The sequence below is a fragment of the Crocosphaera sp. UHCC 0190 genome, assembly GCF_034932065.1.
GTDB lineage: Bacteria > Cyanobacteriota > Cyanobacteriia > Cyanobacteriales > Microcystaceae > UHCC-0190.
The window spans coordinates 229,470-254,309 of sequence record NZ_JAYGHP010000004.1; the positions used below are offsets into that span (position 1 = coordinate 229,470).

Below are 24,840 nucleotides of genomic sequence, written 5' to 3' on the forward strand. Positions count from 1 at the left end.
TTAACTTTTAACTTCTTACTTACATCGTGCCTCCTAAAAACTCCTCAATTTCCTTATCTTTCAAATAACAGATTTGACTAGCATTATAGGCATTCTCTAAAGCTGACTGAGAACCTCTACTGGCTACTAATTCTCGTTCTTTTAATCTATCTTCTTGTAGTTGTTGAACTTGTTGTTCTAATGCGTCAATTCTATCTAATAGTAACCGAATAACTTTCCCTTCTGAGTCAGGCAGATTACCATGTTCTAGGGGGTTAACTCGGACTCCAGACTGATAAACAATGCGGCCAGGAATTCCTACCACAGTACAATCCGAAGGAACATCCCGCAGCACGACAGAACCCGCCCCAATCCTAACATTATTACCAATATTAAGATTACCAAGAACTTTAGCTCCGGCTCCCACAACAACATTTGTGCCAACCGTTGGATGACGTTTTCCGCTTTCTTTTCCGGTTCCCCCTAGGGTAACACCTTGATAAATCAAGCTATAGTCTCCCACTTCTGCGGTTTCACCGATCACCACCCCCATACCATGATCGATAAAAACACCTTTCCCGATTTTAGCCCCTGGATGAATTTCGATCCCCGTCAGAAACCGTGCGATATGAGAAACTAATCGGGGAAAAAAGGGAACACCAAAATTATAGAGCCGATGGGCGAACCGATGGAGTACGATCGCTTGTAGTCCAGGATAGCAAAAAAGAACCTCCAGCCAGTTACGGGCGGCGGGATCTCGTTCAAAAATGATGCGAAAATCGGCGATGATGGATGATAACACCAAACTGAATTCCCTGTTCAAAAAGTGCGTCTTATCCTCATTTTATCACTGGGGGAGGGCGACGGTTCACCCAAATGGTTGATTATTGTGGGGCTATAAAAAAGGTATTTTGTCAAGCGATCGCTTCAGGGCAATTTCTAGAAAGTTTTTCCCTTACCAACCTAAATCTGTATAAAGATTAATAGTGATAGATTTACTTCCTGCTGGAATGGCACTAATACAAGCACAAATAGGGGTTCCATCTTCTAATTCTACTTCACAAGCATGGCAAGACCCCATTAAACAACCTGTCGGAATGAGAATTCCAGCCCGTTTTGCTACTTCTAACATCGGTTCCCCTGCTTCAGCTTCAATGGTAATATCGTCCGGTAAGAATCGCACTTGAACCGTCATAAAATCATCCTCAATCTATCAACTATTTAACAATGGTGTTAAGTCCAAAAACTCTTCAACTAAATCAGCAAGCTTATCTAAATTAGCCTCTCGCTGTTCTCTATGATTAGGAATTCCTGTGGGTAAAGACCCCAAACCTCGTCGGTTTCTCAAATAATTTAACCAAGTTCTTCGCCAGGCCCCGTTATCAAAAACCCCATGTAAATAACAACCCCAAACTGACTGATTATCATTAACAATACCTAAACTAGCATCTTCAAATAAAGCATGGATCATGGTATTAGCCGGTTTCTGGGATCTTTTCGCTGCACGGGTGATTCCTTGGTGAATTTCGTAACCCGTGACAGGAAATCCTGGATAGGGATAAACCGAACAAGTTTGTCGCTGACGAACAATTTTATCAGGAGTAATTATGGTTTCTAAAGGCAGCAAATTTAACCCAGGATAAGATTCATTTTTTCCTTCTAATTGATCGGGATCAAATACCATTTCTCCTAACATTTGAAATCCGCCACAAATGCCAAAAACAACCCCTCCTGCTGCTAGATAATCTTGAATTTGTTTGGCCATTCCACTCTCATGAAGAGCAATTAAATCATTAATCGTGGTTTTTGACCCTGGAATAATCACCGCATCAGGATAACCTAAATTATCCTTAAGATTGAGATAGTTGATGGAAACAGTATTTTCAGCATCAAGGGGGTCAAAATCTGTAAAATTGGCGATGTGAGGCAGACGTAAAACACTGAGGTTAAGTTCTTTTTGCCCTTGAGAGGTTCGCCTATCTAATAAATCTAAAGAATCTTCGGCAGGAAACAACATCTCGCGCCAAGGAATGACTCCTAATACGGGAATTCCGGTGTAATTTTCTAACCATTCAATCCCCGAATCTAATAGAGATTTCTGTCCCCGAAACTTATTAATCACAACCCCTTTAATTAAAGCTCGTTCATCTTCATCTAATAATTGTAACGTTCCCACCACATGAGCAAAAGCCCCCCCGCGATCAATATCTACTACTAAAATTGTCGGAGCATTGAGATGTTTAGCAATTCTCATATTCGTTAAATCTCGATGTTTGAGATTAATTTCTGCTGGACTTCCTGCCCCTTCACAAACCACAAAATCATATTCTCTTGCTAAACGTTCTAGGGATTTTGTGATAGTTTGCCATCCCTTTTCAAAATACTTTTCATAATACTCTGATGCGGTGGTTATTCCCACTGCTTTTCCCCCCATAATCACTTGTGAGGTCATATTTCCTTGGGGTTTGAGTAAAATGGGGTTCATTTCTACCCTAGGGGTAATTCCCGCGGCCCAAGCTTGTACCGCTTGAGCATGACCAATTTCCCCCCCATTAGCAGTAACATAAGCATTAAGAGCCATATTTTGCCCTTTAAAGGGGGTGACGTGCCAGCCTTGACGGGCTAAAATGCGACAAATGGCAGTAGTAATAAAGGATTTTCCGGCGTGGGAGGTAGTTCCCACTACCATCATTGCTTTCATTAAATATTATTGACCTCTCGGTTATTCAGTTTTGGAATTTTGTAGGGGTCAACGGCCGTTGACCCCTACAGATGTTAAAACGGTAGACTAAACCAACGGGTAAACTTATTAACCAGTCGCTCCCACCAAGAGGGTTGAGGCAACTTTTCTCCTTGTGCTTTCCATTTTGCCACTAATTGCCGTCCTAACGGGGTTAAACGAAAACTATCCGTAATTCCTTGTCCATCTACTTCTCGTCGTAATAATCCTACCTGAATTAACCACATCAAGTCTTTTTCAACCCGTTGTTCTGATAAAGGTTTGAGGGTGTAACCTTGTTTAACTCCCCTTTCCCCCGCAATATTGGGCAAAGGGACACTGTCTGTCTTCATGGCTGTAAATAAGTTTAACTGAAAGGGAGCGCAGCCTAAAGCTCTTTCTGCCCGTTTTAGGGTGTTATTGGTATAGGTAAGGTTCAGGGGAGGAGTTGATGTTGTCATAAGGATCGCAGCTTTGAAAGCGTCTTCTAGGCCAATATCTTTATTATGAAAGGTTTCTTATTGTCATGTAAAGTTTTATGATCAAGAGTGACAACTCAAAATTCAGGAATGAGAAGCTATGGCTTTAGCTGTTGGAACTGTTGCACCTGGCTTTACCACCATTGATGATGAGGGCAAAACTGTCTCTTTATCAGACTATAAAGGTAAAATCGTCGTCTTATACTTCTATCCTAAAGATGATACTCCTGGTTGCACGAAAGAAGCTCAAAGCTTCCGCGATAATTATCAACAATATCAAGATAAGGATATGGTTGTCTTTGGGGTGAGTATGGATGATCAATCATCTCATAAAATGTTTAAGGAAAAGTATGGTTTACCTTTCCAATTGTTGGTTGATAAAGACGGAACTTTAACCAATGCTTATGATGTGTCTGGTGGTGCTTATTCTAAGCGTGTCACCTACATCATTGATGGGGAAGGTAAAATTAGTTATGTGGATGAAAAAGTACAAACTGCTACCCATGCTCAAGATATTTTAGGCATTGTGGGTTAATCTTTTAATTAACTCGAATTCATGTTTCCTCACCTGATGGTGGGGTTTTTTAATTTTAATAGTTCCTTTGAACTCATATCTAGTCCAGAATTTCTCTAGTGCTAGAGTTTTTTTGCTCCCGCGATCGCTAACTAATGTTTGAGAATTGTTATAATTTTCCTAGCTCTAATCCAGTCTTAATGAGGAGTGTAGTCGAGATGAAAAAGATCATACTTTCGTTACCATTTTTATTTGGGGTGATGGGAATACCTTCTCAAACCTTAGCCCATACCATGCAAACTAATTATTTGTTCTCTGATAAATTAGAATTTCAAACGGTTTACAGTACGGATGAAGTAGCGAAAAATGCTGATGTGATTATTTTTGCGCCAAATGATACGGAAAAACCTTGGTTAGAAGCGAAAACCGATGAACAAGGAAGGTTTTCTTTTTTACCTGATACCTCCATTCCTGGAGACTGGGAAGTACAAATTATTGATGAAGGCCATGGCGAAATTTTGATTGTTCCTGTTACTGAAAAAGGGGTTGAAGTGGATAAAATTAGCCATGAATCTCAACAAGATTTACATTATAGTTCTTTTCCTACATCTTCTGTTCAAAGTTTATTGATTACCGCAGGAGTCGGGGCTTTATGGTTTATGTTTCGACCTAAACGTTAAGCAGTAAAGTCAAAAATTGATGGTTAATTATTGGGTTGCTAATCCCAAACCATCAATTTTTTGGGGCTAATTAGATTTCTTGAATAACTTAAATATATTCATAAAAGCTTGATAAAAATCAAGTACAATCGCTTTATTTTGTTCTGTTAACATAAGAATGTTCCTTTTGACTGGGATTTGATTAGTAAGATAGGAATGCTAAAAAAACAAGATGGCAGGTTGCAAACTCTTTGACAATATGAGATAATAACCGTTTGTGTGTAAATTAAATTAATTGAGTGATTTGCTAAATTAAACTATGGCCAGCAAAAAAGGGGTTCGACTGATTATCACCTTAGAGTGTACAGAATGTCGGACAAATACAGACAAGAGATCGCCTGGGGTTAACCGCTATACCACCAGCAAGAACCGTCGCAACACCACTGCAAGATTAGAACTGAAAAAGTTCTGTCGTCACTGTAACGCCCATACCGTCCACAAAGAGATTAAATAATTGCCTAGCATAAAATAAGGAAAAAGTCAAGACCATGAGTTATTATCGCAAACGTCTTTCCCCAATTCCCCCCAAGCAACCCATCGACTATAAAGATACGGAACTGTTGCGGAAATTTATCACCGAACGGGGAAAAATTCTGCCCCGACGCATTACGGGGTTAACGGCCAAACAGCAAAGAGCCTTAACCAACTCAGTCAAACGGGCCCGGTTTCTAGCCTTACTTCCCTTTGTCAACAAAGAAGCATAACCTTTTTCTTTCTTAGGGTGTAAGGTGTCGTCAGTCAAAAACTTGTCCCGACACTTTACCCCCCGTACCCCTATGGCCGAGAGTCCAGTCAAGTTAGACTGGAAGATAGAATAGTAAAAGATCTGCATAAAACAATTAAGGCGAAAAGCGGGTGGAAAAAGGAAAACTCATTGAATTTAGAGTTAACGGAGAACGTCGTCTGGCGGTGGTTGATCGTCCAGAAGGCAAAAAAGACTGGATAGTGATTGATAGTGGGAGTCACGCCCATAAACTGCGGCCTCAGCGCGTAGAATATGAAATACAAGGGGGCCCCTACACCACAACGGATATTGGGCCTTTTCTCCGAGAAGTTCAACCCTATCTAGAGCCATCTAGTTTAGAGGTGGCCTGGGAATTATTGGTAGAAGAAGGAGAGGCCGTCAGTCCAGAGGAATTGGCGAATTTTCTGTTCTCTGAACAAACTCCCGTGCTATGTTATGCAGCCCATAGTTTGCTCTGTGACGATAAGATTTATTTTAAGAAAAAAGGCGACAATTACGAACCCCGTTCGGCCAGTCAGGTTGAGGAAATTAAACATCAACTCGATGTTGAACAACAACGTCAACAAGAAAAAGCGACCTTTTTTGGCCATCTTCAACAGGCGATCGCAAAAGAAGCTATTGACTGGACAGAAAGCGATCGCACCAGGTTAGAACAGTTAGAAAAATTTATTTTACAACCAGAGCAAACCCATCGCAATGCTCAAGATCTTCTCAGCGAAATTGGGCGACCCACGACCCCTGAAGCTGCCTTTCAATTATTGGTAGAGTTAGGATGGTGGAGTCGTCATGAAAACCTCTTTTTGCGGCGTAGCTCTTATCCGATCAATTTTCCGAAAAAGGTACTGGACGTGGCCTATTCTTGCTTACAAAATCTACCCCCCGACGCTGATAGTGATCGCTTGGACTTAACCCATCTGAAGGTTTACACCATTGACGATGAAAGTACGGAAGAAATTGACGACGGGTTAAGTGTGGAATTTTTAGACGGGGATAGGGTCAAGTTATGGGTGCATATTGCTGATCCCACCCGTTTTCTTACCCCAGGAGATGAGCTAGACTTAGAGGCCAGAAGACGCAGCACAACCCTCTATTTACCGACGGGCATGATCTCGATGTTCCCGACTGAGTTAGCAACGGGCCCCATGAGTTTGCGTCAAGGAAAAATTTGTCCTTCTCTGAGTTTTGGGATTATCTTAGATGAGAAAGGGGCAGCACAAGATTATTCGATTCATGCCAGTCTAATTAAACCAACTTACCGCCTCACTTATCATGATGTGGATGAAATGTTGCAGTTAGGCATTACTGCTGAATCAGAATTAGCGGTGTTGGCCAGTGCCGCAAAGCAACGACACCAATGGCGACAGTCTCAGGGTTCAATCACCATTAAAATGCCAGAGGCGGTGATTAAGGTCAAATCGGAAGATGAGATTATTATTGAATTAGTGGATAATTCCATTTCTCGTCAATTGGTGGCAGAAATGATGATTCTTGCGGGAGAAGTGGCCGGACGTTATTGTCAAGAACATAATATTCCTGTTCCCTTTCGGGGACAACCCCAGCCAGAATTACCCTCAGATGAAGAGTTGTTGGTCTTGCCAGCAGGGCCAGTTCGTGCTTGCGCCTTACGTCGTTGTATGCCCCGTAGTGAAATTGGTACTTTACCCAATCGTCATGCGAGTTTAGGGTTAAATACTTATACTCAGGTAACTTCCCCCATTCGTCGTTATACGGACTTATTAACCCATTTTCAGTTAAAAGCCCATTTACGGGGTGATCCCTTACCTTTTCCTTTGGATGTGATGCAACAGATTTTATATAGTGTCACTCTCTCAGCCCAGGAAGCAACCTTAGTGGAACGACAAACCAACCGTTATTGGGGGTTAGAGTTTTTACGTCGGAATGCGGATCAAATTTGGCAAGGAGTGGTTTTACGGTGGTTACGAGAGGATGAAAAATTAGGGGTTCTCCTCTTGGAAGAATTGGGGTTGGAATTGCCTCATCGCTTTGAACGCACGGTTTCTTTAGGCGATCGCTTGAATGTTCAAGTGAGTCGCGCTGATCCCCATCGTGATGAAATTCGTTTCCGTGAGATGCTTGAAAATGAAGTTCAGTCAACAATGATTTAGATTTTATGACTGAAGTTGCTTTATTTAGTCCTCATCAAATTGTTTGTTTAGAACATGATGATCACCGTCTTTATTGTGAAGTGATTCAAGTGGTTGAGTCACGTCAACGGTGTTGGGTTCGTCCTTTATTTTTGGCGGTTATTGCTGAAGATAGACAGGTTTATCATCGGTTATCAATGCCTAAAATTTTGATTGATGTTCGTTCAACGTCTGATTTATTATATCCCATAACTCTTTTTAGGGTGGCTTTAGATACAGAAGTTATTCCCTTATTAACTCACTTAGAAACTCAAATATCTTCCCCAGAAAGTCTACAAGAAGCTAAAGAAAAATTAAGGCAGTTTATTACTCAAGTTTGGCAAGATCATCCTGAAAAGTTTAGTAAATTATAAAAGTAAAAAGATCGCCCTTTTACTGTAGAGGACGATCTTTTTGAGGATTAGATGATTAAATCAGTCTACAAGGAGACAAAATCAGCAGAATTAATCACATTGGCATCAACTCCCGACAAATACCGCCGTCGATGTTGTCGTTACCGCTAGTGCCAACCAGGTTATCGTCACTATTACCATTACCGCCTGTAATGTTAGCACCAACAGCCACAGTAACAGCCGCAGTACCAGTCAGGCTAGCATCGCCAAGGGTGTAGTTAAAGCTGGCATTACCACTGTCAGGAAACGTCACCAAGCGTTGAATTTCATCCCCTTGTAACCCAATTGCTTGAGCTTGCCTTACCCCTGGCAACACCACCACATCAAACAATTCTTCGATCATCGTCTCAAAATACAGCCAATGGACAGGTTTTCCCGTTTTCAGGTCAATCACCATTAAGCCACAGCGCGGACTGTCTCCCATCTCCATCAGGCGTTTTTCTAAGCCTAACCCCGTAAAAGTCTGGGAACGTAACTGAGATAAACCCGAAACAATAATCTCATTTTGCGCCACATCTGATACCAAAATATTCTGAAATTCCCAGATTTGGTAACGGGTACTAAGGTATAAGCGTCCTGTATCGCCGTAGAGTCCCATAGGTTTATCTAACAGTCTTTCATGGACTTTCAGCCTGCCATCGATACCACTACCAATAAAACATAGGCGGTTGGTTTGATAGGTAGTAAAGGCCAAGCTTAAAAGCCTTTCCGTTAACCACTGAGGGAAATTAGGAGAGCAAGACAGAGTTAAACCTTGGTTGTCCATGTATTAATTTTTTTATGGTCAATTATGTCCATTTTTGCAAAACTTACCTTTTATAACATAAATTGTTTGATCTGTCAAGATTTAGTAAATTCTAGGTTGCGTAGGCAACCTTTGTTTGTATAGCTTAACTCTTTAGAGTTAAAGTCTATTTATTACTAAATATGTCAACAAATTAGTTAAAAATCTGTTTAATATTTTTAACTCCAAGAATGATTAAAAACAAAACAATCATTGTGATCCCTAAGATTAAACTATTTTGCTGTACTTTATCATTAGATGGTGTAACTTCAAATTGACTTACTATTTCAGGCTTTTGATTGAGAATTTCTGGGGTATTTTTTTCGATTTCTGCCTGAGAATAGGGGTTAATTCCATAGGTAGTTACTGTCAATTTTTGTGTTACTCTATCAATCTCGAATTCTGTCCAGCCAAAGGTATGAGTCGCCGTATAATTCCCTGATAAAAGTTTAGCATTAATTAATCCATCAGCAATCGGTAAATTATAATCTAACCCCACTGGATCATAACCTAATGGGATAATTTGTTGATTCAATAATTGTTTAACAAAAGCTTCTTTTTGTGCAATGGGTAAACTTTGATAAGTCTCTATTTGTTGAGGTTTAAGTAAATTCATTTTGGCAGCTATGTTGATAGCAGTAGGCCCTAATGGTTCATAAAATGCGATTGATCCTGTGGTAATTTCAAAGGCATTAATGGGAATTTGTTGACCCCCAGGAATCTCTTGATAGGTTAAATTATTAACAACAGTTCCATGAATATCTGCGGCAACAAAAACCACATTATTAATGTTATTATCTTTGATAAATTTAAGTATTTCTGTTCTTTCGGCGGCGTATCCTTCAAACCTATCAGAAGCAGCAGTTACCCCTAAATTTTGAATGGGTTCAGGAACCATGATAAACTTCCAAGTAATTCCTGCTTTTTCTGCCGCTAATAAATCATTTTTTAGGTCTTTAAGTTGTACTTTTCCTAACATAGTTCTTTGGGAATTAAAGGACGCTACTAAAAATTGGGCAACTTGGGCTTTATCTGTTGGATCTTGTATATTACGAAGGGCAGAATCTCGAAAAGAACGATTATCTAAGACAATAATGGCTGCATCTTTTCCATAGGTTTGAAAGCGATAGAGTTGTCGTTTATTCGCTGTTCTAGTATCACCTGTTACACCATAAAATTTATCTTCTAAGGGATGATATTCTTGAAATGCTTGCAATCCATTTTTATATAAACTACTTTCATTAATTAGGGTTCCTGGTTTATCTTTAAATCGAGGATCAGTCTTAACATCTGCACCTCCCGCAAAATCATTAATCACTTCATGATCATCAATAGTCGCTAAAATTGAAGTAGTTTCTCTCACTTTTTCCCAACTATTTACCCCAAACCTTGTGCCATAAACTTCACCATATTTTAAGCGAAATTCTTCTAAACTTTCTGCATTAGGTTTAGATAAAGCAAGAGAAGGATAATCAGCATAAATTGTATCTCCATGCAAGATAAAAACCGATAAATTCCTATTAGGAATATTCTCAATAGAAGGATAGGGACTTAATTCCCCTCGATTATCTCCAGACACCCCAAACCTTAACCCTTGATAACTATTTTGATCCGCAGCAGTAATTAATTTTCCTTTGTTAGTTACTTGCTTAGAATCTGTGACTCGATAATAATATTGTGTCCCTGATTTTAGTTGAGTAATTTTTACTTTTACAGGTATTTTAGCATCAGTTATTTTAGCGGTTATTTTTCCTGTAATTAATTGAAAATTAGGATCAGTAGAATATTCAAAAATGATGTCCCCAAGATTATCACTCTGTCCCCATAAAACCGTTGACTGTTGTGTGGTATCTCCACTAGCAATATTAATCATTCAAACTTTGTCCAAAATTGTGAGCAAACAAACTATATTCTATAATTTCAAGGATAACCTTTTAAGCCACTAAGCAATAAAACTTTAATTTTCTTATAAAAATCTCATAATGTTTCCCATAAACTGCTATATTAAATAATTCATGAGTTTAAATCGAGGTTAATTCCTTGCAAAAACTACTTCGTATTGCCAGCATTATCGACAGTATCAACGAATGGATAGGCCGACTCAGTTATTGGTTAGTATTATGGATGGTATTAATTGGGGTTTGGAATGTCGTTGGACGATATTTGGGCAGATTTCTTGGTGCAAGTTTAACCTCTAATGGATTAATTGAGATGCAATGGTATTTGTTTGATCTAGTTTTCCTTTTAGGGGCAGCTTATACTCTCAAACATGATGAACACGTTAGAGTTGATTTATTGTATAAAGATTGGTCGGTAAAACGCAAAGCATTAGTTAATTTTATTGGTGTTTTTATCTTTTTAATTCCCTTTTGTTTGATGATTATTTTTTATTCTTGGGGAACTATTATCAACTCTTGGAACAGTTGGGAAATGTCCCCTGATCCTGGCGGTTTGCCTCGTTATCCCATTAAATCTATGATTATTGTCAGTTATATTTTACTGATAATTCAAGGCCTTGCTGAAGCCATTAAAAATTGGGCTATTTTTACTGAACAATTAACCCCCCAGGAGGAACACCATGACCCTAGCTTATGAATGGTTAGGCCCTTTTATGTTTTTGGGGGCTTTAATTTTACTTTCCTTTGGTTATCCTGTTGCCTTTTCTTTGGGTGGTGTATCCATTCTTTTTGCCATAATAGGTGTGGTTTTAGGAGTATTTGATCCCGTTTTTTTAAGTGCCTTACCCAGTCGAATTTTTGGCATTATGGGAAACTATACCCTCTTAGCAATTCCCTATTTTATCTTTTTGGGTTCAATGCTAGAAAAAACAGGCATTGCAGAAAGATTATTATTAACCATGGGAATTCTATTTGGTAAACTCAGGGGTGGACTTGCTTTAGCAGTTGTATTTGTGGGGGCATTACTAGCAGCAACTACCGGAGTTGTAGCGGCAACAGTTGTGGCTATGGGGTTAATTTCGCTGCCTATTATGTTACGTTATGGCTATAACAAAGAATTAGCTGCGGGGGTCATCATGGCATCAGGAACCCTCGGACAATTAATTCCTCCTAGTGTTGTTTTAGTCGTATTAGCAGATCAATTGGGTATTCCCGTTGGCGATTTATTTATCGGTGCAATTATTCCAGGATTAATGATGGCTGGAGTGTTTGCCCTTCATGTTATTATTGTGGCATTTTTACGGCCAGATGTGGCTCCTGCTTTGCCCCCAGAGGAGAGAAATATCGGCAAAAAAGCCTTAATGAAACAAGTCTTACAAGCGATGTTTCCTCCCTTATTATTAGTTTTATTAGTGTTAGGAAGTATTTTTTTTGGCATTGCAACTCCGACAGAAGCAGGAGCCGTCGGGGCTTTAGGAACGATGATTTTAGCCGCATTTAATAAACAGTTAAGTTGGGCATCAGTTAAACAAGTTTGTGATGCAACCCTACGAATTACCACTATGGTCATTTTTATTTTATTTGGTTCCACGGCCTTTAGTTTGGTATTTCGAGGATTAAATGGAGATCACTTTATGTTGGATGTTTTAACCAACCTTCCTGGGGGAAAATATGGGTTTTTAGCAGTTAGTATGTTAACCATTTTCTTTTTGGGTTTCTTTATTGATTTCTTTGAAATTGCTTTTATTGTTATTCCAATTTTTAGGCCCGTTGCTGAAACATTAGGAATAGATTTACTGTGGTATGCAGTAATCATTGGGACCAATTTACAAACATCCTTTCTAACCCCGCCCTTTGGATTTGCACTCTTTTATTTAAGAGGTGTTGCCCCACCAGAATTAAAAACTGAAGATATTTATCGCGGGGCAATTCCTTTTATTTTGTTGCAAGTTTTAGTGCTGGCGTTAATCATTATTTTCCCTCCTTTAGTCAGTTTCTTGCCTTCTTTAAGTACCGCAGGACAATAATTGTAGTATTCTATTGACACTAAATGCTGCTTATACTGCCAAAGGTTTCAGAAAATGCTAGTTTAGTAAATATTCTCTACAGAGAAAACGCTAAACTCCGAACAATGGTGACTAAAAAGCGTCTCTTGTATTGAAGTTGCCTATTCCAAATCGCTAAGGAAACATTATTTTATGTATAAATCCATTTTAGTGGGAGGAGTGATGACTATTGTTGGGTTGTCAGTGCCAACAACCGTCATGGCTCAATTTCAAGTTCCCTTATCATCAACGGTAGAATCCTCCCAAGCTTCACAACCAGCAGTAAGTCCCTTAGAATTGCAACAATTTGTCCAAGTAATTAAGCAATTCCAAAAAATTGAGATGCAAACTCAACAACAAATGGCCAAAGCTATCGGTAAAGAAGGATTAACCCCCCAAAGATTTGTCGAAATTAATGAAAGTCAAAGAAATCGTAATCCCCAGGCGAATGTATCTTCTGATGAGTTAGACAAATTTAAAAAAGCTGTTGTTAAAGTTAACGAAATCATGAACGCATCGGAAACAAAGCGACAACGTACCGTAGAAACCCAAGGATTAGAGCTTAAGCGGTTTCTAGAAATAGAGTCCACGATTTCCCAAAATAAAGCCTTACAAGCGAGAGTACAGCAAATGTTAGAAAATTAATACCGTTGGTATAGAGACGTTATAGATAACGTCTCTACCTAATTAATTAAACGATTTATTCCTCAACAGCAACAGCTTCTGGTGCTTCTGCTTCCACTTTAGCTTCTACAGGTGCTTCTACAGGTGCTTCCACTTTAGCTTCTACAGGGGCTTGTACAGGGGCTTGTACAGATGCTTGTACAGGTGCTTGTACAGGGGCTTCTTCTTCTGGTGCTTCTTCTTCTGTCGTGTCTGAAGCCACTGTATCTAACTTAATTGTTAGATAACGCATGACTTCTTCCCCTAAACGCATCATTCTTTCTAAGGGCGCAATTTGTGTCCCATCTGCTTGATAGTTCATTTGAACGTAAATGCCATCAACCTTTTTTTGAATGGGATAAGCAAGACGACGTTTTCCCCAAATCTTGGTTTGAAGGTCTGTGGCGTTATTTTCAGTTAAAAATTCCTGATATTTGCTCACTTCTTGTTTAACCTGCTCTTCCGACAAATCAGGACGCAGGATATAAATCATTTCGTAATATTGACTCATTGAGTTAAACTCCTTATGGACAGGTTGGCTTCTTAATTGGTCATCACATAGACCTTGAGAAGCAAGGATCATGGAAACTAATCAAGACAGGAAGATGTCTTGGGAACAGATTCCTTTAAAATCATACTACGACGGCATGACTAATTGCTACTATATGGGATGGCATATAGTAGAAGTCAGAAGTTTGAAGTCAGAAGTCAGAAGTAAAACCCTTATGGGTAGTGGTTTTAAACCTAATGCTTTGTACCTCATTCAACTGCACACCGCTATATTCGTCTTTTCTTAACCTAACTGACTGCTCAATCTTATGGCGCAACGCTACGTTCGAGTAAAAACAACTCAAGGAAACATTCATTACGGCTCCCTTAATCTTAACCGCAGTGTCGCGGTTTTTGATGCTGCTCCTTGGGAGGGAGGACAACCGAGTGGAGTGGTTTTAAAAGCAGATACCTACGATTTCTTAGCTCCTTGCGCTCCCTCTAAAATTGTTGCGGTGGGCAGAAATTATCGGGCCCATGCTGCTGAGTTAGGTAATACTGTCCCAGAGGAACCATTATTATTTCTGAAACCCCCTTCCACTCTTATCGGGGAAGGACAAACCATTTATTATCCCGTACAGTCTCAACGAGTAGATTATGAGGGGGAACTTGCTTTAATTATTGGGGAAACGACAAAAGATTGCTCACCCCAAGACGCTCGCTACAAAATTTGGGGCTATACTATCGCTAATGATGTTACAGCCCGTGATTTACAGCAAAAAGATAGTCAGTGGACAAGAGCAAAAGGATTTGATAGTTTTTGTCCTTTGGGGCCTTGGGTGATTCGAGAATTAAGTGCTGGAGCGAAAATTCAAACTTTTATTAACAATGAATCTGAACCAAGACAATCCGCTTTGGTTCAAGATATGGTATTTTCCCCTCAAGCTCTTGTTTCTTATATTTCTCATATTATGACTTTGCTGCCTGGGGATGTGGTTTTAACAGGGACACCTGAAGGTGTGGGGCCGCTTCAGGTAGGGGATATCGTTAGGATTGAAATTGAAGGTATTGGTAGTCTAGAAAACTCTATCATGGCAGTGGTTGAACCGTCTTAACCTACCAACGCACCTGAGAATAGGCGGCCTCAGAAATCGTAGGAATTTCCGCATAGCGTCCTAATGCTGATTGAATCATGGAAAAATAGGACGCAGCTAGTCCCCCCAAGAAAATGACATTAAATAGGGTTTCCATGAGAATATTATTTAACCCTAATGCTGGGATGAGAACCCATTGCATTACCAAGTCTAATAGGGCTAAAAGAATTCCAATCAGAATGGATTGCATGGCATTATAACGGATAAAATGGCTGACTCTTTCGTTACGGACAACGGCCAAAAATAAAATCATAAACAGGATAAAGCTGCCAAACTGCCCAAAAAACTGTCCAAAAACCCCGTAAATAAAGCCAATAGGAACCGCAGGAATGAGCAGAAAATTGAACACGGGAAACTGATTTAATAAGAAACTGCCAAAAGACAAGGTGTCAAAAATGGCAAAACAATAGACTAATGTTCCAAAAATACGGTCTGTAATACCGATAGACCCACGCCACGTCATTGTTTATTGCTCCTTTACAAAATTATTACGGGCTATTCTTACAATGTACAACATTTGTTAGATTACGGTTAAGCTGTTGTGCATTTTACTTATTATTGATCACTTTAAATCTAATAATCCTTGTCCTTTCAGTTTTGGATTAAAGCGTATTTCCATTTGATTACCTCTATTTTTTAAAGTTTCTATGATTTCTGCTTCAACTCTTCTAGCAACTTGTTTTAAGAGTTTAGTTTGAGTCAGTTCATCGCTTTTATTATAGGTTTCTTTTTCTTCTGCTGTCATCCCAGGTTTAGCATCAATAGGTTGAGTCCAAGCAGCTTGATTTTTCTCATTATTGACACCCAAATCGCCGTTTTCTGCAATCCAATTATTTTTTATTTCTTCTAAAATGGTGCGACTGGGACGAGTAATAGTCTGAACTTTTAGCCAATAACAATAATTAGGTTGACGGATTAGATGCTGTTTTAAACTAGAATAAATATCACGGGAATAGCCAACAAATTTTAGGTTTTTTTCTTGATCAAAAATACTATAAACCCCAATTTTTCCCTGTAAATCTTCAGCAATTAGTCCATTTTTATCAAGATAGGGTAAGTATTCTAGGCTGTTGAGGGTGGGGATTTCAGTGTGAGTTGTCATAGGAAATAGTGAAGAAAATAATTAGAATTTTTAAGAGAAAATCATTTTATTTTACGATAAATAGCACAAAGACGACTGGGATTAAAAATCTTTGCCTTAAACATAAAATTAGGGGGAACATTAACAATAATGTAATCATCAGACTTGTAATACATTTCAAATTCTGGAGGCATTCCTTTGGGAGTTTGGATACTATAAGGAACAGGTTGAAACAAAAGTTCAGTAAATTCGAGGGAGGTTTCGGAGAATTGTTGACTAATTTGCTGAATAAAGTCTGAATTAGTTAATAAATTAAACAGGGTTTCTTTTGCTTCTGGGGTAAGGGTAAAACTAGCATCAAAGTTTTCAACAATTTTTAAACCCATTATTCTCAAGAGATTCAATATTAAGGAACTTTAGTTATCATACATGAAAACCATGAACCGATTACAAGCATTATGACTGATTTTGTAATGAGACTTAACATTATCTCGCTCTAGAGACGCTAGAAGTTGTCTAAAACGTCTCTATTTATCATCATTTCTTAAGTTAATTCATTAACTTTTGTGGGTTTCTGGATAAGTGGGAAAATCAATATAACCTTCTGCACCAAAAGAATACCAGTCTTTCATCTCAGCAGGAGGATTTAATGGCCAATTATTCGCAAATCTTTCCACTAAATCAGGGTTACTAATATAAGGTCTTCCAAAGGCAATTAAATCAGCATTGTCTGCTTTAATTGTTGCCTCAGCACTATCTTGACTATAACCACAATTTCCCATTAATGGGCCATCAAATACTTCTCGAAACTCCCTTAATGTCATGGGTTCTCCTAATTGATGAAAGCCAAATTCTAAGCCATCAACAATATGAAGATAACCCAATCCATAACGATTTAATTGTTGAGCAACATAGATAAATAATTCCCGATATTCAGGGGAACCCATATCATTAAAATTACCATTAGGAGACAATCTTACAGCAACTTTTTCGGGAGAAAATACTGTCAAAATTGCTTCAACAATTTCTTGTAAAAAGCGATAACGATTTTCTATCCTTCCTCCATATTTATCAGTACGTTGATTAGTTTTTGATTGTAAAAATTGGTCGATTAAATAACCATTAGCTCCATGAATTTCAATGCCATCAAAACCCGCTTTTTTAGCCCTTTCAGCACCTAAGCGATAGTCTTCAATAATGCGGGGAATTTCTTCTATTTCTAAAGCGCGAGGGGTTTCATAAGCTTGTTTACCAATAGGTGTATGAATATATTCACCATTCAGTTTAATTGCAGAGGCAGAAACAGGTAATTGATTGTTTTCTTGGAAACTGCTATGAGAAGCTCTTCCACAGTGCCAAAGTTGTAAAAAAACAGGAGTTTCTGTTTGATGAAGTGCCTTAGTTATCTGTTTCCAAGCTTCAGTTTGTTCTTCTGAATAAATCCCTGGACTTTGTACCCACCCACAACCTTGTTGAGAAATAACAGTTGCTTCCGTAATAATTAATCCGGCAGAGGCTCTTTGGGTATAATATTGAGTCATCAGGGCATTAGGCATCCTTTCTACTCCTGCTCTAGCACGGGTTAAAGGAGCCATAATTACACGGTTTTTTAGGGTCAAATCCCCTAATTTAAAGGAACTTAATAGGGTGGGTGAGGTTGTGGTATCCATATCTTATTTCGTGAATTAATTTAGTAAACATTTTAAACTAATTGGGGACAATGAATTAAAGAATATTTGAGATATTCAGTCCTTCAAACTCCCTCAAGATTAAGAATAAGTTATGATTGATTATTGATGAACTTTCTATGATTTATTTCTCAATTAAGCAGCATTATATTAGGATTCATTGTTGATGGTTGACCGTTGACGGATAACTGTTCACGATTCACGGTATAATAGGAAAACACCGATAAACCAAAGCCCCTGGAGAGGTGGCAGAGTGGTTGAATGCGGCAGTCTCGAAAACTGCTTTGTCGCAAGGCAACGAGGGTTCGAATCCCTCCCTCTCCGCTTTTTAGAAGTCAGAAGTCGTAGGGGCTTAATATTATTAAGCCCCTACAGGTTGTTGAGTAAACTTAAGAAATCCTATATATATTTAATGAGTCCATATAAAATAATTATTCCTAATAAAAGAGAAGACATTAATAAAGGCAGAACATTAAACATTCCCAAAATAATTAAAATTAATCCTAACCCATCAGCCCATAAAATAGTCAGCCGTTGAGATATTCCCCAAGATTGAATCATTATTTCTGCTGAGGGTTCGAGTTGAATTTTAGCAAATAAGTTAAAGAAAATTAAACTAACTAAAATAACGATAGCCCCCCAATATAGGGAAAAAAAAGCAAGATAAAAACCCAATAACTCTATAATTATCGTCACCATAGTAACGATAAAAAAAATATCAAGGCGATGATCTTGACATTTTTCTTTAACAATTCTAATATTTTCTAGGTCTACAACAGCCATTCTAGCTTGTTCTAAACACATCAAAAAAAGGGTAAGGGCTAATAATTGATGACTCAAAGGATTATTGAAAATTTGCCAAAGAATACCTAAACTTGCCGGAAAAAACAACAAAAACATCAATGATCTATGGTTAAACAAGGAAGAAAAAATAAATGAATTGTGTTGATTTTGCATGAATTTTAATCTGCGCTGACTTCTTTAAGGGCTTAATATTATCAAGCCCCTACTGACTTTTGACTTATTTAATCATCCATTTGCCAAGCTTCTAAAAGATTATTTTCATCAAAAATCTTCTTGGGACGTAACACAATAATCAGTTGACCCAATAAAGGAATGGATGGTTGTTCAGGAAACCATTGAAAGGTCAATTCTCCCTCATCTTCCACCAAAAAATAACTGTTATCATCCCAATCAGTTATGGCCAGATCAATTAATACTAAAACCTCCTCTGGTTTCCCTGGAATAGACTGAGGTAAGCGATCGCTTGAGGTAAAAATAGCGACAGGATTAACCGATTTTAAGACTGCCTGCCACCCTGGAAGGGGAACGATTGATCCTTCCCCAGAATAGGACACAGAATTAAAAGGCCCCACCTTGTCCAATGGCCTCACCCCTTCCACATCATTTTTGCTCAAGGGAAGGGTTCCCACCAGGGGAACGATGCAAGACATCTCTTGTTGCTCTTCCAAGCGGTAGAGGGGCATTAATGGTGCGCTACGCTGAGGAATTGCAGTGAAGTCCGTAAGCAATTTTTCAATCGCTTCCCTGGCTGTCATTGAATGGGCAAATTTTAACCCTTTGGCGATCAAACGGGTACGATCTTGGAGATCCTTTTTTTGTTTCCCTTGTTTCCAACATTGATAGGCGATCGCGTCCCCAGGATGAAGAGTAAAATTAGGGGGAAGTTGAGGCAGACGGGAAAAGGTTTGAAAGGTTTTGGCCACCTCTTTCGTATCAAGATAATCCAAACCCTTATCTTTTGCTAATTGGGCCACGATAGCTCGCTGTTCTTGGTTGAGAATGCGTAATTCGTAGAGAACATCACTTTTAGGGCCTCGATAATAAGTTAGCAGGTCTTCCGATACTTTCGATGTGACCAAACTTTCGTAAACTTGGGCCGCGACAATAATTAAGTTTTGCTGACTTGCTTGAAACCCCGTTTGTTCAAAGAGGGTTTGACTGTTATATCCTGCTTGTTGTAGCTGATGACAGGTTTTCCCCCAGTCTACCCAGGTTCCCTCTTTATGGAGGAGCGATCGCAACAGTTGATTAGCTTCTTCTTCGGAAATTTGGTTAGATGTCTCTTGGGGCTGATCGTTCATCAATTATGTCAAAGGTAATACTGCCTAATTTATATTACTCAAAGTTATCACAAGCTTGAGTAATCTTAAGCCATGATTAATGATAACGCGATACACTAAAGGATATGGAAACAATCTATTGACCGCTATAGATGCCTTGGAAACGCTTAATTTTCTTACATGACTAAACTAGCAGCTTCAAACCCACGCCAAGCCCCACGACAACGCATGAAATCATCTCACTTACCTAGTGATAGCGCCCTCGGACTTGTTTCAACTAAGAGCTTCCCTGCCATTGTGGGAACCGCAGATATGATGCTTAAGTCGGCAGACGTAACCTTAGTTGGCTATGAAAAAATTGGCAGTGGCTACTGTACCGCTGTGATCCGAGGAAAGGTGGCTAATGTTCGTCTTGCCGTTGAAGAAGGGGCAAAAACAGCAGAAAAGTTTGGTCAACTCCTTTCTAAGTTGGTTATTCCCCGTCCCATGCCTAATTTAGAAGCAATTTTTCCCATTGGTAGTCACTTAGTGGAAATTGCTCAACAACAACAGGGTTATAGCCGCTTAAGTAACCGTTCGATTGGACTGTTGGAAACGAGAGGGTTTCCGGCCATGGTGGGGGCAGCAGATGCCATGTTAAAGTCCGCCGATGTTCAATTAGCTTCCTATGAAATTATTGGGGACGGGTTATGTACAGCGATTATTCGAGGTTCGGTGGCTAATGTGGCTGTGGCGATTGAAGCGGGAATGCACGAAGCGGAGAGAATTGGGGAACTACACGCGATGATGGTCATTCCTCGGTTATTGGAAGATCTTGAACACACTTTACCTGTGGCTAGTTGTTGGGTTGACCAAGGGGACGCATTACCGATGTTAATGCCTACTACGGTGAAACAACGGGAATTAATTGCTTTACCAGAGTTGGAAAAAAGACCTTTGGTCATGAAGAAACCTGCCGAAATTGTCGAGCCTGTGGAAGTGGAAACCCAGGAAACATACGAGGATTTTTGAACCTGCTATGATAGCTAAGATCAAAATATTACAGATTAGCTTCCTAAGTTGTCCTACTATCATCAATATTCCGAAGCGTTTTCTCCCAAATACTTAAGTGAGTTACAAGGGCAAATTTTAGCCTCTCCTTATTTTACGGTTAATAATCTCAATCGTGATTTTGTGGGAACAAAGGGGTTTTCTCTTGCCTTTCAGCGATCGCATTTAAGCAATGTTATACAACGCTTTCCTTACTTCAAACTTTATCTAAACCGAGCCATACAAGAGGAGTGTAATGCGTTTTACCTCAACCCTTTATTACTAGAACAGGGTTCTCGCGTTGATCCTCATATTGATCGTTCTTTGCGTTCCTACTGTGACAAGATTTTGCCACCTCTTGTGGTTAGTGTTCTTTATATTCAGGTTCCCCTCAATTTAGAAGGGGGAGAATTGATATTGCGCTCGAAAAAACGCCAGTTAGGACAAATCTCGCCCCAAGTTAATACTTTATTATTTTTTCAGGGAGATTTAATTCATTCAGTTAATCCGGTTAAAACCCCTGGTATTCGTTTAAGTTTGGTTTGTGAACAATACAATCTTGATGAGTCACAATTAAGAGAAATTCCCGAAATTAAATTAGAATCAAGGGCAGTTAAACAGAAGCAAAAAGTAAAAAGTAAAAAGTAAAAAGTAAAAAGTAGATGCTGATATCCGAAAGGATTCACCTATCAATCCCCAAGCCCGCGAAGGCGGACTTTTTTTGTATAGCCCCAGGCTTTAGACTGCGGGAATAGGAAAGAATGAAATGCCCCTATAGAGAAATCATCAAACAAAACGAATATTATCTTCTGTTTCAGTCAAATGGGATGTATCTCCTTGTAATTCTATTTGCCAATTATTCCCTTCTTTTACGATTTTAACCAAACAACATAAAGAAGCTTTAAATGGTGGATTATCAGGCATTAATCCCTGAGTAATTCCTATCACTGATGCACCATGACCAACTAATAAAATATCCTCGGAATAATCAGTTACTAATTTCCCGACAATTTTAGCCATTCTCATCATCATTTTTGCTTCATTTTCAGGATATTCAGGAACAAGATAAGAGGCATAATTCCAGTCAATCCGAGGATAGTCTTTTTCTAATAATTCTCTGGGATGAATTTCTGGATTTTCACTCATCCACTCAGGATTATGCCATTCCCCTAACCCTGCTTCTAGTTTAATGGGTAAATCAAGCATTTCTGCCACTTGATTTGCGGTTTGAATAGTGCGTAAAAAAGGAGAGGCGAAAATATGGGCTATCTTCTCTGATTGTAGTCTTTTTCCTAATTGTTGGGCTTGAATTACCCCATCTTCTGATAAGGGGGGATCGTAACGTCTAACGGCAGTATTAAACCACTCAGGATTGACAAAATCAAGACGGTTTCCATGTCTTGCGATCCAAACAGTTTGTTGAAATGACATTGAACTATATAATTAGTAAAGGTGTTAGGAAAAATTATGTAACGAAAAAGAAACATTTCATGATTTACTAATTTTTGGTCAAAACAGGCCTGAGATTGTCATTTTTGATAATAGCACAAGGGGGTCAAATGGCGCAAACTCATTTGCTTATTGCTAATACTTCTCAGGAAGTTTTCCCCATCAAGGACTTAATTCAATAGATTAAAAATTTAAAACAGTTTCTAAGATTTAATTTAAAAAAATTATATTATCAGATTTTCTAGGGATGAAGGGGATCTAAAAATCCTGTGACCAAGTTGAGGTAAACTCAAAATGATAGTCATGTTTGTAATTATAACTTTTATGAATCAGACAACAACTTATTCCGCCAATCATCAACAGTTATCTCAACTGATGCAGTCAGCTAATATCACCAATTTTGATCAATTGAGTGAGGTTTCTGGGGTATCTCAATGGCAGTTAAATCGACTATTGGTGGGGTTAATGCCCAAACTACCTATTGAAACTCTATTAAAGTTATCTAAAACCTTACAAGTTACCTTAGAACAGTTGTTGACTTCTTTTAAAATCGATGACTCCTTAGCAGAAGATTGGCAAATAGGCAATCAATTAACCTCATCCTTTAGCCCCTCAAGTGCCGAGCATTTACAACAAGAATATCAACATCTACAACAACAACTAGAGCAACAAAAAGAAACCTTAGAACAAGAGTTTCAAAAATCAAGTTTAGCTGTCTTAGAATCTTGGTTACTTCAATGGCCAACGGCGGCAATTGTTTCTCAAAAAAATCCCCAACTTTCTGCGGTTAAATTATTACCGTTAGTTAAACCTATTTTTGAGTTACTGAAACAATGGGGACTAGAAATGAACGCCACCGTTGGGGAAACTATTCCCTACGATCCGCAATTTCATCAACTCTTAGAAGGAGGAGGAACCGCAGAACCAGGGGAGCTTGTTGTCGTTCGTTACGTGGGTTATCGCCAAGGAGACAAACTGCTACACCGAGCAAAAGTTAGTCCTGTCAAAAAAGATGAAGAATAGCGACTCAAACCCTCATTTTCGTTACAAAGATTCATAGAATGCTCAATTTTTTTCTGGGTTTGAGGCGTTTTTTGTCAGAATTAAATGACATTTAGAAGAAAAGGCTCGTTTTAGTTACATTTGATACTTACAGCAAGGACGACCTCTTTCTATGCTTAATGGCTAAGGTGTCTGATGAGTTTGTCTCTATCGGGCTTTTGCCTGAGTTGAATTGGGAATTAATGACCTATGGCCCATCATGGAATTTTCATGCTTTTAGAAAAATATCCCCATTTACGGCCAATTATTGAACAAGGTCGCTTTTTACTGGGATATACTGATGGCCGTGCTGATGCAAAACAAGTCCCTGTGTTTTTGCTGCGTTCTCCCTGGACTCAATTTTGTATTTGGGCCACCGCTAGTGATTTGCTGATTCCTGCGGGTGGGGTGTTAGTGCTGACAGATGATCCACAATGGAGTCTGGAGAGTCACTGGAAAGCCTATAGTTTAGTCACCCCTCGTCCTCACTCTCCCCTCGGCAAAAATGCTACTCAACGGCGTTATCGTGGTCGTCAGCGAAGGGAAAATACAGTTTCTCCTCTGACAACCTTAGCTGCTGAAATTGCCACAGAAGCTGTGCAAAAATCTTCATCCCGTACGCGGGAAATGACTTCCTTACACTGATTAACAAATTCTGGGTAATTGTTCCCCACTTAACATATCAACGATACGGTTTGCCCCAATTCTACTCTCTAAGGTGACTAAGCCTGTTTTGCTTTTTTCTGGGGCAACTTGACCAATAATACAAGCATCTTGAGCAAAAGATTGCATAATTTCTAAAGCTGTATCGACGGAATTTGGGGGAATAAACGCCACAAATCGGCCTTCATTGGCCACATAAAGGGGGTCAAATCCTAAAATTTCACAAGCCCCCTGCACGTCTTCTCGCACCGGAATCGCCGTTTCTTTAATGTTAATCCTTACACCTGCACTAACGGCGATTTCATTTAAGGCACTGGCTAACCCTCCTCGCGTCAAATCTCTTAAACAGTGAATGTCAACCCCTTGATTGATCATTGCTAGGATAATCTGATGTAGGGGGGCGCAGTCACTTTCAATGGTGGTTTCAAATTCTAATCCTTCTCTCACTGCCATGATAGCAATTCCATGACGACCGAGATCTCCACTGAGTAAAATAACATCTCCTGGTTGCACACTTTGGGGGGCAATTGTTTGATTATGTTCAATAATTCCCACTCCTGCGGTATTAATAAATATGCCGTCTCCTTTACCCCGATCAACGACTTTTGTATCTCCTGTAATAATCTTAATGTTAGCAGTTTGAGCCGCTTTTTGTAAGGATTGAACTACCCGCCATAGGCTTTCCATTTGTAGTCCTTCTTCCAGGATCAATCCTACACTTAAATATAGGGGACGGGCCCCACTCATGGCTAAATCATTGACGGTTCCATTAATAGCTAAACTGCCAATATCTCCCCCAGGAAAAAAGAGGGGATGAATCACATAAGAATCAGTTGTAAAGGCGATTTTATCCCCAGGAAGGGTGATTACAGCAGAGTCATGGGGGGGGGAATCATTAGAGGTTTTAAAGGCAGGAAAAAACATCTTTTCTAGTAACTGCTGCATGAGCTTACCACCCCCACCATGAGCGAGTAATACTTGGGGATATTGATCGAGGGGAATAGGACAGGAAAGGTTAAAATTGGTCATTCTTTCTTTTTAAACAGAAACAATTTCATTT

General features: G+C 39.2%; 29 protein-coding genes, 1 tRNA gene and 1 pseudogene. 16 read left to right on the forward strand and 15 right to left on the reverse strand.

Annotated elements, in window-relative coordinates; all coding sequences use genetic code 11:
* Positions 1–19: 19 nt before the first annotated feature.
* The 4 genes from cysE to VB715_RS08645 form a co-directional block, all read right to left on the reverse strand.
* Positions 20–781 (reverse strand): serine O-acetyltransferase, encoded by a 762-nt coding sequence (gene cysE, locus VB715_RS08630; protein WP_323300789.1) that lies wholly within the window; start codon positions 779–781, stop codon positions 20–22.
* A gap of 153 nt (positions 782–934) precedes the next feature.
* Positions 935–1,174: a 2Fe-2S iron-sulfur cluster-binding protein gene (locus VB715_RS08635; RefSeq protein ID WP_323300790.1), complete on the reverse strand. Its 240-nt coding sequence runs from the start codon at positions 1,172–1,174 to the stop codon at positions 935–937.
* An 18-nt stretch (positions 1,175–1,192) separates the two neighbouring features.
* Positions 1,193–2,680 carry a cobyric acid synthase CobQ gene (gene cobQ, locus VB715_RS08640; protein WP_323300791.1) on the reverse strand — a complete coding sequence of 496 codons (1,488 nt, stop codon included), beginning with the start codon at positions 2,678–2,680 and terminating at the stop codon, positions 1,193–1,195.
* A gap of 74 nt (positions 2,681–2,754) precedes the next feature.
* Positions 2,755–3,159, reverse strand: coding sequence for an Npun_F0494 family protein (locus VB715_RS08645; protein WP_323300792.1), 405 nt, complete (start codon positions 3,157–3,159; stop codon positions 2,755–2,757).
* 118 nt (positions 3,160–3,277) lie between these two features.
* Between VB715_RS08645 and VB715_RS08650 the strand changes: the two genes are divergently transcribed.
* The 6 genes from VB715_RS08650 to VB715_RS08675 all read left to right on the forward strand — a co-directional run bounded on the left by VB715_RS08650 (position 3,278) and on the right by VB715_RS08675 (position 7,673).
* On the forward strand, positions 3,278–3,712 hold the full coding sequence (locus VB715_RS08650; RefSeq protein WP_323300793.1) for a peroxiredoxin: 435 nt from the start codon (positions 3,278–3,280) through the stop codon (positions 3,710–3,712).
* Positions 3,713–3,909: 197 nt separating this feature from the next.
* Positions 3,910–4,371 (forward strand): hypothetical protein, encoded by a 462-nt coding sequence (locus VB715_RS08655; RefSeq protein ID WP_323300794.1) that lies wholly within the window; start codon positions 3,910–3,912, stop codon positions 4,369–4,371.
* A 298-nt stretch (positions 4,372–4,669) separates the two neighbouring features.
* A complete protein-coding gene (rpmG, locus tag VB715_RS08660) occupies positions 4,670–4,864 on the forward strand; it encodes a 50S ribosomal protein L33 (protein ID WP_323300795.1) in 195 nt (64 codons plus the stop codon).
* A 34-nt stretch (positions 4,865–4,898) separates the two neighbouring features.
* Complete coding sequence (gene rpsR / locus VB715_RS08665; RefSeq protein ID WP_323300796.1) at positions 4,899–5,114, forward strand: 30S ribosomal protein S18; 216 nt, start codon at positions 4,899–4,901, stop codon at positions 5,112–5,114.
* Positions 5,115–5,265: 151 nt separating this feature from the next.
* Positions 5,266–7,281, forward strand: coding sequence for a ribonuclease R family protein (locus VB715_RS08670; protein ID WP_323300797.1), 2,016 nt, complete (start codon positions 5,266–5,268; stop codon positions 7,279–7,281).
* A gap of 5 nt (positions 7,282–7,286) precedes the next feature.
* The gene (locus tag VB715_RS08675) at positions 7,287–7,673 is read left to right on the forward strand and encodes a hypothetical protein (RefSeq protein WP_323300798.1); all 387 of its coding nucleotides are present in this window, start codon (positions 7,287–7,289) and stop codon (positions 7,671–7,673) included.
* A 94-nt stretch (positions 7,674–7,767) separates the two neighbouring features.
* On the opposite strand, the gene VB715_RS08680 is transcribed toward VB715_RS08675, so the two are convergent.
* Positions 7,768–8,478, reverse strand: coding sequence for a DUF4915 domain-containing protein (locus VB715_RS08680; RefSeq protein WP_323300799.1), 711 nt, complete (start codon positions 8,476–8,478; stop codon positions 7,768–7,770).
* A gap of 172 nt (positions 8,479–8,650) precedes the next feature.
* The gene (locus tag VB715_RS08685) at positions 8,651–10,369 is read right to left on the reverse strand and encodes an alkaline phosphatase D family protein (RefSeq protein WP_323300800.1); all 1,719 of its coding nucleotides are present in this window, start codon (positions 10,367–10,369) and stop codon (positions 8,651–8,653) included.
* Positions 10,370–10,536: 167 nt separating this feature from the next.
* On the opposite strand from VB715_RS08685, the gene VB715_RS08690 reads away from it, so the two are divergent.
* The 3 genes from VB715_RS08690 to VB715_RS08700 all read left to right on the forward strand — a co-directional run bounded on the left by VB715_RS08690 (position 10,537) and on the right by VB715_RS08700 (position 13,084).
* A complete protein-coding gene (locus VB715_RS08690; protein WP_323300801.1) occupies positions 10,537–11,091 on the forward strand; it encodes a TRAP transporter small permease subunit in 555 nt (184 codons plus the stop codon).
* A complete protein-coding gene (locus VB715_RS08695) occupies positions 11,075–12,421 on the forward strand; it encodes a TRAP transporter large permease subunit (RefSeq protein WP_323300802.1) in 1,347 nt (448 codons plus the stop codon). The genes VB715_RS08690 and VB715_RS08695 overlap by 17 nt, the downstream gene beginning before the upstream one ends.
* A gap of 171 nt (positions 12,422–12,592) precedes the next feature.
* Positions 12,593–13,084, forward strand: coding sequence for a DUF4168 domain-containing protein (locus VB715_RS08700; RefSeq protein ID WP_323300803.1), 492 nt, complete (start codon positions 12,593–12,595; stop codon positions 13,082–13,084).
* A gap of 169 nt (positions 13,085–13,253) precedes the next feature.
* On the opposite strand, the pseudogene rpsF reads toward VB715_RS08700, so the two are convergent.
* Positions 13,254–13,613 (reverse strand): annotated as a pseudogene (gene rpsF / locus VB715_RS08705) (30S ribosomal protein S6); the annotation flags it as partial.
* Between the two features lie 94 nt (positions 13,614–13,707).
* Between rpsF and VB715_RS08710 the strand changes: the two are divergent.
* The gene (locus tag VB715_RS08710) at positions 13,708–13,899 is read left to right on the forward strand and encodes a hypothetical protein (RefSeq protein WP_323300804.1); all 192 of its coding nucleotides are present in this window, start codon (positions 13,708–13,710) and stop codon (positions 13,897–13,899) included.
* Positions 13,900–13,920: 21 nt separating this feature from the next.
* On the forward strand, positions 13,921–14,706 hold the full coding sequence (locus tag VB715_RS08715) for a fumarylacetoacetate hydrolase family protein (RefSeq protein ID WP_323300805.1): 786 nt from the start codon (positions 13,921–13,923) through the stop codon (positions 14,704–14,706).
* A 1-nt stretch (position 14,707) separates the two neighbouring features.
* Here the strand turns inward: VB715_RS08715 and VB715_RS08720 are convergent, their stop codons facing one another.
* From VB715_RS08720 to VB715_RS08735, 4 genes are all read right to left on the reverse strand, one after another.
* Positions 14,708–15,208 carry a Tic20 family protein gene (locus tag VB715_RS08720; protein ID WP_323300806.1) on the reverse strand — a complete coding sequence of 167 codons (501 nt, stop codon included), beginning with the start codon at positions 15,206–15,208 and terminating at the stop codon, positions 14,708–14,710.
* A 99-nt stretch (positions 15,209–15,307) separates the two neighbouring features.
* Positions 15,308–15,847 carry a GIY-YIG nuclease family protein gene (locus tag VB715_RS08725; RefSeq protein WP_323300807.1) on the reverse strand — a complete coding sequence of 180 codons (540 nt, stop codon included), beginning with the start codon at positions 15,845–15,847 and terminating at the stop codon, positions 15,308–15,310.
* A gap of 41 nt (positions 15,848–15,888) precedes the next feature.
* Positions 15,889–16,212 carry a hypothetical protein gene (locus VB715_RS08730; RefSeq protein ID WP_323300808.1) on the reverse strand — a complete coding sequence of 108 codons (324 nt, stop codon included), beginning with the start codon at positions 16,210–16,212 and terminating at the stop codon, positions 15,889–15,891.
* A gap of 171 nt (positions 16,213–16,383) precedes the next feature.
* Positions 16,384–17,496 carry an alkene reductase gene (locus VB715_RS08735; protein ID WP_323300809.1) on the reverse strand — a complete coding sequence of 371 codons (1,113 nt, stop codon included), beginning with the start codon at positions 17,494–17,496 and terminating at the stop codon, positions 16,384–16,386.
* Positions 17,497–17,753: 257 nt separating this feature from the next.
* Between VB715_RS08735 and VB715_RS08740 the strand changes: the two genes are divergently transcribed.
* A tRNA-Ser gene (locus tag VB715_RS08740) sits at positions 17,754–17,838 on the forward strand.
* 75 nt (positions 17,839–17,913) lie between these two features.
* On the opposite strand, the gene VB715_RS08745 is transcribed toward VB715_RS08740, so the two are convergent.
* Positions 17,914–18,471, reverse strand: a complete 558-nt coding sequence (locus VB715_RS08745; RefSeq protein ID WP_323300810.1) for a hypothetical protein — start codon at positions 18,469–18,471, stop codon at positions 17,914–17,916.
* A 68-nt stretch (positions 18,472–18,539) separates the two neighbouring features.
* Positions 18,540–19,619 (reverse strand): RuBisCO accumulation factor 1, encoded by a 1,080-nt coding sequence (locus VB715_RS08750; protein ID WP_323300811.1) that lies wholly within the window; start codon positions 19,617–19,619, stop codon positions 18,540–18,542.
* A gap of 159 nt (positions 19,620–19,778) precedes the next feature.
* Between VB715_RS08750 and VB715_RS08755 the strand changes: the two genes are divergently transcribed.
* Together VB715_RS08755 and VB715_RS08760 are read left to right on the forward strand one after the other, a co-directional pair.
* Positions 19,779–20,609, forward strand: a complete 831-nt coding sequence (locus VB715_RS08755; RefSeq protein WP_323300812.1) for a carbon dioxide-concentrating mechanism protein — start codon at positions 19,779–19,781, stop codon at positions 20,607–20,609.
* A gap of 48 nt (positions 20,610–20,657) precedes the next feature.
* Positions 20,658–21,275, forward strand: coding sequence for a 2OG-Fe(II) oxygenase (locus tag VB715_RS08760; RefSeq protein WP_323300813.1), 618 nt, complete (start codon positions 20,658–20,660; stop codon positions 21,273–21,275).
* Positions 21,276–21,413: 138 nt separating this feature from the next.
* Here VB715_RS08760 and VB715_RS08765 read toward each other — a convergent pair whose 3' ends face one another.
* The gene (locus tag VB715_RS08765) at positions 21,414–22,058 is read right to left on the reverse strand and encodes a histidine phosphatase family protein (RefSeq protein ID WP_323300814.1); all 645 of its coding nucleotides are present in this window, start codon (positions 22,056–22,058) and stop codon (positions 21,414–21,416) included.
* Between the two features lie 342 nt (positions 22,059–22,400).
* On the opposite strand from VB715_RS08765, the gene VB715_RS08770 reads away from it, so the two are divergent.
* Positions 22,401–23,099 (forward strand): helix-turn-helix domain-containing protein, encoded by a 699-nt coding sequence (locus VB715_RS08770; protein WP_323300815.1) that lies wholly within the window; start codon positions 22,401–22,403, stop codon positions 23,097–23,099.
* Positions 23,100–23,327: 228 nt separating this feature from the next.
* On the forward strand, positions 23,328–23,762 hold the full coding sequence (locus VB715_RS08775; RefSeq protein ID WP_323300816.1) for a hypothetical protein: 435 nt from the start codon (positions 23,328–23,330) through the stop codon (positions 23,760–23,762).
* Here the strand turns inward: VB715_RS08775 and hypE are convergent, their stop codons facing one another.
* A complete protein-coding gene (gene hypE, locus VB715_RS08780) occupies positions 23,763–24,809 on the reverse strand; it encodes a hydrogenase expression/formation protein HypE (protein WP_323300817.1) in 1,047 nt (348 codons plus the stop codon).
* Positions 24,810–24,840 lie beyond the last annotated feature (31 nt).